This is a genomic window from Pseudofulvimonas gallinarii (assembly GCF_004343305.1).
GTDB classification, from domain to species: Bacteria; Pseudomonadota; Gammaproteobacteria; order Xanthomonadales; family UBA2363; genus Pseudofulvimonas; species Pseudofulvimonas gallinarii.
The window spans coordinates 1-13,358 of the sequence record NZ_SMAF01000023.1 but is presented as its reverse complement, the minus strand read 5'-3'; the positions used below and the strand labels follow the sequence as shown (position 1 = coordinate 13,358).

Annotated in this window: 9 protein-coding genes; 4 read left to right on the top strand and 5 right to left on the bottom strand. The window is 66.7% G+C overall.

The features are described 5' to 3' along the window. Positions 1 to 35 precede the first annotated feature (35 nt). From EDC25_RS12145 to EDC25_RS12135, 3 genes are all read left to right on the top strand, one after another. Positions 36 to 2,822, top strand: coding sequence for a serine/threonine-protein kinase (locus tag EDC25_RS12145; protein WP_164483850.1), 2,787 nt, complete (start codon positions 36 to 38; stop codon positions 2,820 to 2,822). 133 nt (positions 2,823 to 2,955) lie between these two features. Continuing rightward, complete coding sequence (locus tag EDC25_RS12140; protein WP_123520637.1) at positions 2,956 to 5,313, top strand: right-handed parallel beta-helix repeat-containing protein; 2,358 nt, start codon at positions 2,956 to 2,958, stop codon at positions 5,311 to 5,313. Positions 5,314 to 5,446: 133 nt separating this feature from the next. Next, positions 5,447 to 7,801: a hypothetical protein gene (locus tag EDC25_RS12135; protein WP_132577546.1), complete on the top strand. Its 2,355-nt coding sequence runs from the start codon at positions 5,447 to 5,449 to the stop codon at positions 7,799 to 7,801. Between the two features lie 15 nt (positions 7,802 to 7,816). Here EDC25_RS12135 and EDC25_RS12130 read toward each other — a convergent pair whose 3' ends face one another. Next, the gene (locus EDC25_RS12130) at positions 7,817 to 9,229 is read right to left on the bottom strand and encodes a short-chain fatty acid transporter (protein WP_123520639.1); all 1,413 of its coding nucleotides are present in this window, start codon (positions 9,227 to 9,229) and stop codon (positions 7,817 to 7,819) included. Between the two features lie 188 nt (positions 9,230 to 9,417). Between EDC25_RS12130 and EDC25_RS12125 the strand changes: the two genes are divergently transcribed. Then, a complete protein-coding gene (locus tag EDC25_RS12125) occupies positions 9,418 to 10,617 on the top strand; it encodes a M12 family metallo-peptidase (protein ID WP_123520640.1) in 1,200 nt (399 codons plus the stop codon). A gap of 283 nt (positions 10,618 to 10,900) precedes the next feature. Here EDC25_RS12125 and EDC25_RS14750 read toward each other — a convergent pair whose 3' ends face one another. The 4 genes from EDC25_RS14750 to EDC25_RS12110 form a co-directional block, all read right to left on the bottom strand. Then, a complete protein-coding gene (locus tag EDC25_RS14750; RefSeq protein WP_164483842.1) occupies positions 10,901 to 11,062 on the bottom strand; it encodes a hypothetical protein in 162 nt (53 codons plus the stop codon). Between the two features lie 38 nt (positions 11,063 to 11,100). Further along, positions 11,101 to 12,252 carry a Fic family protein gene (locus EDC25_RS12120; protein ID WP_377600084.1) on the bottom strand — a complete coding sequence of 384 codons (1,152 nt, stop codon included), beginning with the start codon at positions 12,250 to 12,252 and terminating at the stop codon, positions 11,101 to 11,103. Between the two features lie 343 nt (positions 12,253 to 12,595). Further along, the gene (locus EDC25_RS14745; protein WP_164483851.1) at positions 12,596 to 12,736 is read right to left on the bottom strand and encodes a virulence RhuM family protein; all 141 of its coding nucleotides are present in this window, start codon (positions 12,734 to 12,736) and stop codon (positions 12,596 to 12,598) included. 298 nt (positions 12,737 to 13,034) lie between these two features. Continuing rightward, on the bottom strand, positions 13,035 to 13,358 hold a 324-nt coding region (locus tag EDC25_RS12110; protein WP_279432525.1), incomplete at its 5' end, for a TCP-1/cpn60 chaperonin family protein.

Genomic DNA, 13,358 nt, shown 5'->3' with positions numbered 1-13,358 from the left:
TCGCAATCGCGACGCCGATGGCGTTTCCCTTCGCCATGACTTCCGCCGACTCGCTCCGCGACCTGTTCGAACGCGCCCTGGACCTGCCCGACCACCAGCGCGCCGGCTTCCTGGCCAGCTGCTGCCCGGACCTGCGCATGCGCCGGCAGATCGAGCAGCTGCTTGCCGCCGACCACGACCGCCGCGATCCGCTGGCCACCTTGTCGGCACCCGATCTTGCCGACGCCCTGGGCGATGCGCCCGTACCGGGCTGGGGCAGCGGTCAGTGCATCGGCGGCTGGACACTGCACGAACACCTGGGCGACGGCGGCTCGGCGACGGTGTTCCGGGCCACGCGCAACGTCGAGGGCACCTTGCAGCAGGCGGCGATCAAGCTGTTGCACCGCGGCCTGCATTCGCCGGAAGCGCAGCGGCAGTTCCGCCGCGAACGCGAGGTGCTGGCCGCGCTGGACCATCCCAACATCGCGCACCTGATCGACGGCGGCGTCACCGCCGAAGGCACCGCCTACCTGGTCATCACCTATGTCGATGGCAGCCCGATCACCGACCACGCCTGCGCGGCGCAACTGGGTCTGCGCGAGCGCCTGCAGATGATGGTGGTGGTCTGCCGCGCGGTGGCACACGCGCAGCGCAACCTGATCGTGCACCGCGACCTCAAGCCGGCCAACATCCTGGTCAGCAACGACGGCACGGTGAAGCTGCTGGATTTCGGCATCGCCAAGCTGCTGGCCGCCGGACAGGCGCTGCCGGCCGACGCCACCCGCACCGGCTACGCGCAACTCACTCCGGGTTATGCGGCGCCGGAACAGTTCGAGGGCGGCACCATCACCACCGCCACCGATGTCTATGCGCTCGGTGTGATCCTGCACGAGCTGCTGCTCGGCGAGCGCCCCGATCCGCGGCGACCGTTGCGCGCCTCCGCCCGCGTCGACGAGCTGGTCACCGACCTGTGGCGGCTGCCGGTGGCGCGACCACAACTGCGCGCCGCCCTGCGCGGCGATCTCGACACCATCCTGCTCAAGGCGCTGGCGGAAGAGCCGGCACGCCGCTATGCCGGCGCCGACCAGCTGGCCGACGACATCGAACGGCATCTGGCGATGCAGCCGATCCGCGCCCATCCGCCGTCACGCTGGTACCGCACGCGCAAGTTCGTGCAACGCCACCGCGGTGGCGTCGTGGCCACTCTGGCACTGCTCACCGCCATCCTTTCCGCCACCGCCATCGCCCTCTGGCAGGCGGCCGAAGCGCGCCATGAGTCGCGCCGTGCCAACGCCCTGCGCGATTTCATGGTCGGCGCCTTCCAGCAGGCGGCACCGGGCTCGCCGCGCGAAGGCGCGCCGCGCATCACCGATGTCGTGCACGATGCGATCGTGCAGGCACGCAACGACACGCGCCTTGATCCATCGGTGCGCGGCGAACTGCTGATGCACCTGGGCGTGGTGCTGCGCGAACAGGGCGTGCTGGACGAATCACTGGAGGTGCTCGGCGAGGCGCTGGCCGGCATCACCCGGCACCGCGGCGCCGACAGCCAGCTGTCCTTGCAGGCCGAACTGGAACTGCTGCGCGCCGAGGTGCAGGCGCACCAGACAACCGGAGCCCGTGCACGCATGACGCAGATGCTGCCACGCATCGCGCCCGGCGACGCGGCATTGCGCGCCGCCGTGCTCGGACAGTCGGCCACCGTCGCCATCCGCGAACGCGACCTGGAACGCTGTATGGCCGATGCCCGCAGCGCCGCGGAACTGGCCCGGTCGCTGGATGATCCGGCGCTGCTCGCCGAAGCGCTCGGCCATCTTGCGCAGGCGCATTTCGTGTCCGGCGATTTTCCGGCCGCGGCGCGCGTACTGGAAGAGCAGCTGGCGGCACGCCAGGACGAACTTGGCCTTCAGCATTGGCGGGTGGCGGCGGTTCACGCCAACCTGTCGCGCATCTACCGCCGAAGCGGCGATCTCGATGCCGCCGAACGCGAAGCGCGCAGCGCGCTGGCGATCGACGATGCCGTGCTTGGGGCCGATGACTGGCGCCGCGGGCAGCACCTCAATGCCCTGCTGATGGTGCATCGCGACCGCCACGATTACGAAGCGGCGCTGTCCGTGGCGCTGGAATCACTGCGCGTGAACACGCTCGCGCAGGGCGACGACAGCCCCCTGACCTTCAACGAGTTCAGCAACGCCGGTTTCCTGTCGCTGGCGCTGGAACGGGCCGACGCTGCAAAGTCGTGGCTGCAACGGGCCGATGCCGGCTACAGCGGCCACTTCGGACGCGACTACCCGCTGGCGATCCGCGCCCGCAGCGGCATCGCCATGGCGATCGGACTGGCCGGCGATGTCGACACCGGCCTGGCGCAGATGCAGGCGGCCATCGATGACTACCGGCGCATCGGCAACGATGCCGATGGCCTGGCCGAAGCCTGCGAAAAATTCGCGCGCCTGGCCCTGGACAGCGCCCGGCACGCCGCCGCCGCGGGCATGCCCGACTGCATCGACCAGGCACTGGCATCGGCCAGCCGCGTCGACAGCTGGTGGAACGGTCGTGCCGACATGTTGCGCGCGGAACTGGCGCTGCACGCGGGCGACAGTGGCAGCGCGCTGCGCCATCTGGACGCGGCGCGGCCGGCCATCGAGCATGCCGCCGCCGACCTGTTGCAGCGTGCCGACTGGTGGCTACTGCATGCCAGCGCGCTGCACGCAGGCGGCGACAGCGATGCCACGCGCCTCGCCTTCGCGCAGGCGCAGGCCGCACTGCAGGCGTTGCCGCAACCGCCGTCGCGGCTGCGTCGGCGTGCGGCCGCACTTGAAGCGATCATGCCCGCTGCGGGCTGACCTCAAGCCCCCTGCACGCCGCCATCCAGTCGTCGGGATGGCCGGCGATTGCACGAACCTCGTCCGCGATGTCGCAGTTTCTGCCTGCGCAGCGTTTCCCGTCTGTGTAACGACATCCAGACGGAGAATCAACGTGCTGCATTACCGAAAGCTGTTTCCTCTACTCCCCATCACCCTGTCACTGCTGCTGTGTTCCTCGTTCGCCCGCGCCGCCATCTACACCGTCGGCAGCGGCGCCGGCTGCACGCATCCGACGATCCAGAGTGCGATCGACTCCGCCGAACTCAATCCCGGTTTCGACACTGTACGTGTCAGCCGCACGCAGTCATGGACGCAACAGGCGCTGGTCATCAACACCAACCAGCACCTCAACCTCGTCGGCGGCTTCGCCACCTGCAACCAATCGCCGGCTGACGGTACCCCGACCATCATCGACGGCGCCGGTGGCGCCCAGGCACCGGTGCTGCGCATCACGACCGGAACCGGCGGCATCGTCAAGCTGCGCCACCTGACCATCCAGGGCGGCGACGAAGATGGCGCCGGCTACGGCGGCGGGATTTACTTCCGTGGCGACGGCATCCTGGAAGTCATCGAGTCCACCATCACCAACAACAGCGCCGGCTACGGCGGCGGCATCTACGCCGAAGGCACCGGTCCCAATGCCGAGCTGATCCTGAGCAACAATGTGCTGATCCATTTCAACACCGCGCGCCTGAGTGGTGGTGGCGTTTACAACGACGGCGTGGAGATGACGATGAATGCGCCGGACAGCTGGATCGCGTTCAACCAGGCCACCGGCCTCTACAACGCCGGCACCGGGCAGTGGCAAGGCGGTTACGGCGGCGGCATCCAGATCGTCGGCGGCGCGCGTGACGGCCACACCTACATCGGCAGCCCGGGCGTCGGCGGCGCCGGTCCCGTCTATGCCAACGAGGCGCGTTACGGTGGCGGCATCTCGGTGATGTCGGTCAGTGAAAACGCCGGCGCCCGGCTGATCGTCTACAGCACCGATGCACAGCGGCAAACCGCGATCCGCGACAACTTCGCCTCGGTGGCCGGTGGCGGCCTGTACCTGTGGGCCGAAGACCGTGGCGGTTTCATCATCGGGCACGCGGCGGTTGCGCGCCTGCACAACGCCAGCCTGCTCGACAACTCGGCGCCGGAAGGGGCGGCAGCCTATCTGGCGCGCACGCCAGGGCTGTTTCCGGTCGGCTTCTCCGCCTTGATGTTCAATAGTGGCAACAACATGCCGGCAGCCCTGCCCTGCCCGCAGGACCGGCCATGCAGCCGGATTGCCGGCAATTTCGACCTCGATCTGGCAGGGGACCCCACCGGCGGTTCGGTCCTGTTCGTCGATCGCGACAATACCCTGATAATGGATCGCACCGAGTTGTCGGGCAACCGGGGCGGACGCATTGTGCGCGCCGTTGGCGGCGACACCACCGTCGAGGCGGTCAACACCCTGTGGGCCGACAACGAGGTCAGCCAACAGGTGATTCGTACCGAAGACGATGTCGACCTGCTGTTCGAGAACAGCACCCTGGTCGGCAATGCCATCGGCGCCGCGCACGCCATCAGCAGCAACGGTCGCACCCGCGTGCAGCGATCGGTATTGTGGCAGCCCGGCAAGACTCTGGTTTCGCATTCGGGCGATCCGCTGTTCGCGCAGAACATCGTCGCCAACGAACGCCAGTCCCTGGACGGCGGCAACTCGCCCTGGGTGGTGGCGACCAATCCGCGTTTCATTGATCCGGCCAATTCCGATTATCGGCTGCGTGCCGCCTCACCGGCTGTCGATTTCGCCGGCAGCGGCGGCGGCCCCGACCTTGTCGGCACTGACCGCGGCATCGACCTGCCGATCAAGGCCAACCGCAACGGCGCCGGCGACCTGGGCGCGTTCGAACGCCCGGCCCTTGCGCCACTGGTACACAATGGCAATTTCGACTCCAACAGCATCGGCCGCCTCAACCACTGGACCGAAGTGACGCCCGGCGCCTCGTCATGGACCTCCGATCAGAACGGTATCGGCACGCCCGGCTCGGGCTCGATCCATGTCAGCCAGAGCAACATCCCGGCGCCACGGGTCACTGCCCGCTCGCAGTGCATCCACCTGCCGGGACCCGGCCGCTACCTGCTCAATGGCTGGGGCCGCAGCAGTGCCAACATCGCCACCCGTGACTCGGTGCTGCTGCGCTGGGAACTGCGACACAGCGGCAGCGAAAGCTGCAATGCCGGCCAGGCCGACGCCAGCGGCGAGCACTTCCTGCCGAACGGCGTCGTGTTCGCCCCGGCCGCCACACCAGCCCGCATCGAAGTGCCGGAGTCGGCATGGACCCATACCAGCTCGCTGAACATCCAGCTGGTGGTGATCGACAACGGCGTCACCTTTCCGCCCGCCGTGAGTGGCTGGTTCGACGGCATCACTCTGGAGGTTGAATCGCTGGATCTCATCTTCGCCGATGACTTCGAGCAGGACACCGGGCCGGACTGAGTGGATTTTTCCAGCACCCGAACGCACTTCGCCGGCCTGCGCCGCAATGGCACGGGCCGGCGATATCGCAATCACGGTGGTGACGCCGTTTACCGCAGATGACAGCCCCTGTCATCCGCTCGAGGTTCGCGTCATGTGCATCTCCTCCAACCGTTCGCGCCTGCCGTCCCTGATCGGCCTGGCCGGCACACTGCTCCCGCTGCTGGCCGGCAGCGCCGACGCTGCCGATTACCGCGTGGGCGACGGCGCCGGCTGCACACACAGCACCATCCAGGCGGCGATCAACGCCGCCCACACCAATCCCGGCCCCGACCGCATCCACATCGCCCGCAACCTGACCTGGACGGCGCAGGAACTGGTGATCGACACCGCGCAGGAGCTCGACCTGATCGGCGGCTACGACACCTGCGCGCCGGGAACGCCCAGCGGCACCACCACCCTCAACGGTGCCGGCGGCAATGCGCGTTCGGTGTTGCGCATCCTCGGCGCCAGCGGTGCCTGGATCCGCCTGCGCAACCTGTTCATCCGTGGTGGCGACATTGCCGGTAACGGCGAAGGCGGCGGCATCTTCTTCCAGGGCAATGGCCGCCTGGACATTGCCGACACCACCTTGACGCAAAACAGCGCCGGCTATGGCGGCGGACTGTTCGCCCGTGGTACCGGCATCGCCGCCGAAGTGCTGTTCGGAAACAATGTCATCGTCAGCGACAACACCGCCCGTTACAGCGGCGGTGGCGTGTACATCGACCAGCTGGAGTTCGCCATGCGCGAACCGGGCAGCGTGATCATGTGGAACACCGCCGAAGGCCTGGGCGGGACCGGTGGCTATGGCGGCGGACTTATGATCCGCAGCGGCAACCTCAATGCCTACGCCTACCTCGGCCCGGGCGTGACCAGCCTGGGCACGATCTTCGCCAATACCGGCGTCTTCGGTGGCGGCGTGGCCGTTGTGAGCCAGGACACCGACGAGGTCGGCAATGCAATGCTGCTGACCCAGATGACCTCGGCCGAGTCCCCGATGCGCATACGCGGCAACACCGCCACCCAGGCCGGCGGCGGTCTCTATACCCGTTCCTGGAATTCGGCGACCTCTGGGCTTTCGTTGGGCTCCGCCTGGCTCTGGAACAGCCAGATCAACGAGAACCAGGCCCCCGATGGCGCCGCCATCTATGTCGCAGCACATGATAGTTTTCTCGGCTCTCCGTGGGGCAGCAATGTGGATATCAACGCCTACGCGCTGCCCGATACGAATGCCTGCCCGGTGGGCCAGCCCTGCGGCAGCATCAGCGACAACCGGGCCGCCACATTCGACAATCAGCTGACCAATGGGGCGATCATCCGCGTGGAAGAGAGCGGCAGACTAGTCATCGGTTCGGGCCATGCAGGTGTGGGCGGCGTTCTCATTGAAGGCAACCAGGGCGGCAGCCTTGTCCATGCCGGCGATGAAAGCAAGGTAAACCTTCAGAACACGCTGATCGCCGACAACACCCTGACCGGCGCACTGATCGACGTCGGCAGTGGTGACGACGACCACCTGCGGCTTCGCATCATCGACTCGACCCTGGCCGGCAACGAGATAGGCGGCAGCCACATGCTGGCCATCGGCGAACGCGGTTTCCAACTAAGCCGATCGATCTTCTGGCAGCCCGGCAAGCCGATCCTGCAATGCAATGGCTGCGAGCGTCCGTTCGGCACTTTCGACCGCATCATCGCCAGCGAGCGCGACTCGCTGGACGGCGGCAACACGCCGGACGTGCTGGTGGCGTCGCCGCGCTTCGTCGATCTGGCGAACGGCGACTACCGGCTGCGCGCCGCCTCGCCGGCGGTCGACGCCACGGTGCCGGTCACCGGCAACGACATCGATGTCTTCGGCCTGCCACGCGACCAGCGGCTGCCGGTGATTGTCGGCGCCGCGCGCGACATCGGCGCCCTGGAACGCCAGGCACTGATGCCGCTGCTACACAACGGCGACTTCGACAGCAACCTCAACGCCTGGGAAGCCTTGATTCCTGGAGCGATCAGCCGCGACGGTTCGCAGAACGCCAGCGGCGGCACCGGCTCCGGCTCGATGCTGGTGAGCGTGAGCAATATCGCAAGTCCGCGAGTCACCGCCGCCCGACAGTGCGTGCACCTTCCGTTCCCGGCGCGCTACACGCTCAATGCCTGGGGCAAGTCACACGGGCTATTCACCGACCAGGTGACACTGCGCTGGGAACTTCGGCTGAACGGCAGCGAGGACTGCACCGGCACGGTGATCGCCAGTGGTGACCATGACCTGACAAGCGGCAATGCCTGGCATCGGCCGGCGCAGGCAGTCACCTTCGATGTCACCGCCGAACAATGGACCACCAACACTTCGCTGGGCGTGTACGCGGTCGTCACCGATTCGGTCGATTTTCCGAACGGTGGCGTTCTTGGCCGTTTCGACGGTGTCACCCTGGAGATCGAGTCGCTGGATGACCTCATCTTCGCCGATGGTTTCGAGTAAGCCGCGATGACCGGGTCACGGCATCTGCGGCGGCAGGTAGTCGAGCGTTCCGCCCAGCACCCACAGCGCCAGCAGCACCAGCGGCGCGTGGACCAGCAGCTGCACGAACGTGAAGCCGACGATGTCGCGCGCCTTCAGGCCCATGACGCCAAGCAGCGGCAGCATCCAGAACGGATTGATCAGGTTCGGCAGTGCCTCGGCGGCGTTGTAGATCTGCACCGACCAGCCCAGGTGGTAGTGCAGATCGTTCGCCGCCTGCATCACGTACGGCGCCTCGATGATCCACTTGCCGCCACCGGATGGTACGAAAAAGCCGAGCACCGCCGAATAGCTGCCCATCACCAGGGCGAAGGTGTCATGCGTGGTGACGGCGACGAACAGTTCCGACAACCGGTGTGAAAGCGTTTCGCCATCGGCACCCGGCGCCTGAGTCAGCAGGAAGGCGATGCCGCCGTACAACGGGAACTGGATGAGCACGCCACTGGTGGCCGGCACCGCCCGCGTCACCGCATCGATGAAGCTGCGCGGACGCCAATGCAACAGCAAGCCCAGCGACAGGAACAGCAGGTTGTAGGTATTGAGATCGGCGATGGCGATGGCGGCCGGCTTGCTCACGAACTCGCCGGCCAGCCAGCCGAAGGCAAGCAGCGAGATCAGCAGCGTCAACAACGGGCTGTACTCCAGCCACTCGCCCGGGCGCGTGCGCGGCGGAAGCGACGACTGCATCAATCCGGCTTCGACACCGAACGCCTTCGCCGTGCGTGCCGACGTGCCCTGTGGCGCGGTCAGCCAGGCCACCCAGATCGACACCAGGATCAACCCGGTGGTCAAGGCGATGGACTGCCACAGGAAGATGGTCTGGGTGAAGGGAATGACGCCGGTGATCGCCAGCAGGCCCGGCGGCATCGACGCCGGATTGGCCTGCAACTGTGCCGCCGATGATGACAGACCCATCGCCCACACCGCGCCCAGGCCCAGGTAGGCGGCGGCACCGGCAGCGCGGTAGTCCATGCGCAGCTCTTCGCGCTGCGCCAGCGCCCGCGCCAGCAGACCGCCGAACACCAGGGAAAAACCCCAGCTCAGCAGCGAGGTGAGCATCGACAGCGTCGCCACGAAAACGATGGCGCCGCGACCACTTCGCGGCAGCTTCGCCAGGCGCACGATCAAGCGCGACACCACCGGCGCCGTCGCCACCACGTAGCCCCCGATAACCACGAAGGCCATTTGCATGGTGAACGGGATCAGGCTCCAGAAGCCCTTGCCGAAACCTTGCGCCACCGTCTGCGGCGGCGCGCCAAAGGCCAGCGCGATGCACGCCACCAGCACCAACGCCAGCGCCGCGAACACCCAGGCATCGGGAAACCACTTTTCCGCAAACGCCGCACAGCGCAAGGCGGTACGCAACGGCCATGACCTGTGTTCCGTCATCCGGACTCTCCCTGATCGTGCTGCGGCATCGCCGGCCAAGCCTACCTTGGCGGCGATGTCGGCGCATGCCGTTCTGCTGCGGCCGCCCGTAATCGCTCGAGGCAGAACGTCCATGACGTATTGCCGGTCAACTTGCATCTCCAGTCTGGATCGTCTTTCTTGGCACCGGGGAGACAAGGGAGTTGGCAATGCATATTTTCCGACATGGGCTGAGGCTGCTTGCGGCCGTCACCGTATCGTTCGTGCTGGTTGCACCGGCACCGGCCATCGCCGGAAAGTTGCTGCGCGCCAGTGATGCCGGCCTGCATCGGGTCGACAGTACACAAGCCAGCGATGGCGAAGCGGCAATGGTGTTGCGATTGGCCACGCCCGATGGCCAGCTGCTGGACCTCGTGCTAGTGGAGCACACCGCCCTGATGCAGGACGCGCGCGCCCATGTGCCGCAGGTGCGCGACGGCACGACACAGGTCTTCGCCGGTGACGTGGCGGGACGAAGCGGAAGCTGGCTGCGTCTGACGCGCATCGGCGACGCCTGGCTGGGCGCCGTCCTCGACGGCGAAAAACTCTGGTTTCTAGACCCGGCCAGCCACCATCGCGAACTGGCCACGCGCATCGGTGTCGATGCCGGCGCCACCCTGGTCTATACGCTGGCCGATCTCGCGCAGCCGCTGGACTTCCACGGCGACACGCCCGCCGACCACACCGCACATGCAGCTGCAGCGGGCGCGTGGATGCCGTCGCCGGTGCGCGGTGGCACGGACCAGGAGCTGCGGCTGACGCTGGTGATGGACACCGAGTTCCAGGACCTCTACGACGCGCCCGCCAGCGTCGCCCTGGCCGCGCTCAATGTCGTCGACGGCTTCTACACGGCACAGGTCGATACACGCATCCGCCTGCACTACCTGCTGGCGCTGACCGACAACGGCCCGCTGACCACGACCAGTTACGCGGACCTGCTGGATGCGTTCGGCGACTTCGTCAATGACAAGCGCATTCCCCTGCATGGCCTGGCGCACCTTCTGAGCGGCAAGGACTTCGACGGCGCAGTGATCGGCTACGCGTGGATCAACGGACTGTGCAGCCGCACAAAAGGATTCGGCGTCAACCAGATGACCGGTTCCGGCGGCAGCAACGCCACCCTTCTCGCGCACGAGATGGGCCACAACTTCGGCGCCCGGCACGACAACCAAATCAGCCTGCCCATAGGACTCACCTCGGCATTCGTCTCCCAGAACTGCTCGTACAATTTCATCATGCGGCCCAGCATCAACGCCAGCGATCCCGCCACCGCATTCTCCCCATGCAGCATGATCTGGTTCGACTACCACTACCCGCAAAACCAGCAATGCCTGGTACCGGTCGACCTGCTCTTTATCGACGACTTCTAACCGGCACTGCCGTGACAGGCCGCAGCGTCATCGTCCCCGCGCTCCTGTAGGCGGGTAGCTTGCTGCCCGCTGCGGCCGCCAAGCCGCTGGCAATCACACCGCGACCCCGACAAGAGCGTGCGCAGCCAGCTACGCACCGACAAGAACGAAGAGCAGCACGCGAGAAGTCACTGTGGCGAAGACGGATTCGAGGCAGGCACAAGTCGATTGCGCTTGTGCTGCCCGAATGCACGAAACCCGGCACAAGGCCGGGCTTCGCGGTCAAACCTGGGAGACGCCTGGATCAGAAATCCATGCCGCCTATGCCGCCACCGCAGTGGCCGTGACCGTGGTCGGCGGCCGCTTCCTTCTTCGGCAGCTCGGCGATCATCGCCTCGGTGGTGATCACCAGCCCGGCGATGGCCCACAGGGTCTTGCCCAGTTCTTTAGGGTCTTTGTCGGTCATGGTTGAACTGCCGTGAAATCAGGGAGCGCTGTGAGATGTCATGGCTCCGGCCCCGGCCCCTGCCCCGGCTCCCCACCCTCACCAAACAGATCGATATAGGCCTGATAGCGGAACAGCCGGTTGCGCCGGTAGCCCGTCGCCTCGACCAGCACCCCGAGCTCCACCATCCGCGAGACGAGATTGTTCGCCGCGGTGTACGAGGTCGCGGTCAGCGCCTCGACATCGGCGACGGCGACGATCGGCCGCTGGTACAGGTGCTCCAGCACTTTGTGTCCGTTGCCCGCGGCGCGGCCCAGGCCTTGCGTGACGCGGGCGCGGTGGTCTTCGCGCAGGGCGAGGATACGTCGCGCGGTGTCGGTGGCTTCCAGGCTCACGCTGGCAACGCCGCGCAGGAAGAATGCCAGCCAGCCTTCCCAGTCGCCGATGTCGCGTACTGCCTGGAGCCGCTCGTAGTACTCGGCGCGATGGCGCTTGAAGTAGTGCGACAGGTACAGCACCGGCTTGACGAGGATCTCGCGCTGACAGAGCAGGAAACTGATCAAGAGGCGGCCGACGCGACCATTGCCGTCGAGAAACGGGTGGATGGTCTCGAATTGGGCATGCGCCAGCCCGATCTGGATGAGCGCGGGGATGTCGCTGTCGGCATGCAGGAAGGTTTCCAGCGCACCGAGCGCCTCGGGCACTTCGTGCGGTGGTGGCGGCACGAAGGTCGCTTCGTTCAAGGTGCAGCCGCCCGGGCCGATCCAGTTCTGCGTGCGGCGCAGCTCACCCGGCGTACACCGCGCGCCGCGCACGCCCTGCAGCAGGCGCTCGTGGATCTCGCGGATCAGCCGCACCGAGACGGGGAGCGTGGCCAGGCGCGCGAGCCCGTAGTTCATCGCGGTGACGTAGTTGACCACCTCGTCGACGTCGCGCGGCAGATGGGGCGAAAGGATGCGCGCTTCCGCCGCCAGCAGATCCTGCAGCGAACTCTGCGTGCCTTCGATCTGGCTCGACAGCACTGCCTCCTTGCGCACGTACATGAAGACGAACAGATCGGGGTTGGGCAAGGTCTGGATCGAGCCGTCGAGGCGACCCAGCGCGCGGTCGGCCTTCGATAGCAGGGCCTGCAGCTCACCCTCGAGCCTGACGGGCGGCTGCGGCGGTAGTGGCGCCGGGGAAAATGCGCGATAGCCGGTCGGCTGCGCCATGTAGCGTCCGGCACGATTGGGCAGCCGGCCGGTGACTCCGGGCGGCGTACTCATGCAAGGCTGGCGTGCATAAGGCGGCGATCTCGGCTCATATTGAAGGCTGGAAGTAATATAAGAGCAGGTCGGCTCCATATACAAGGCAGCCTTGCATAGCATTGCGAGCCAGCCGTCACCTTGCCATCCCAAGCGGCACGCGGGGACCGACGCGGCGGCCCACGACGAGGACGGTCAAGGATGCATTGCGTGACGTGCCGGCGCATGGCGCGCCCGCCCTCCGGTTGAACTACCATGGAATCCTTGGAGATTCGTTCAGGCCCCAACTCCTTGTCCGCAAAGACACTTTTCAGATGCTGGCGGATGTTTCGGCGGTGACGTAGAACAGCTCCGCCATCTCGACCTGCGTGAGCGACACAGGCCGGCCATCGGCGCGCCGCTGGATGCGGCTGGCGCCGTCTTCCGTTGTGTAGAGAATCAGGCCGCTCATGCGCCCGCGGCCGCCGGTGCGGGAAACAGTTGCTGCATCAGGCCCTGCTTGTGGGAATTGAGGGCGGCGAGGTGGTCGGCCTCGGCCACGCCCTGATTTCAGGGAGCGGCGACCGGCGCACGGTCCGACTTGCAGCGGCATCGGAGGCCCCGGAATGACTCACCCATCATTCGGGAACAAGAAAAAGCCCGGCACAAGGCCGGGCTTTTCGTTGCGCCATCCCTGGCGCGATAACGCTGGTAGGCGTGGATCAGCCGCGCTTGGCTCCTGGCCTTTGCGGCATTCGGGCGTCCTGCCCTCAGAAATCCATGCCGCCCATGCCGCCACCATGGCCGTGGCCGTGGTCGGCGGCCGCTTCCTTCTTCGGCAGCTCGGCGATCATCGCCTCGGTGGTGATCACCAGGCCGGCGATCGACGCGGCGTGCTGCAGCGCGCTGCGCGTCACCTTGGTCGGATCCAGGATGCCCAGCTGCACCATGTCGCCGTATTCGCCGGTGGCGGCGTTGTAGCCGTAGTTGCCGGTGCCGGACTTGACGTTGTTGACGACGACGCTCGGCTCTTCACCGGCGTTGGCGACGATCTCGCGCAGCGGCGCTTCCATGGCGCGCAGCGCCAGGTTGAT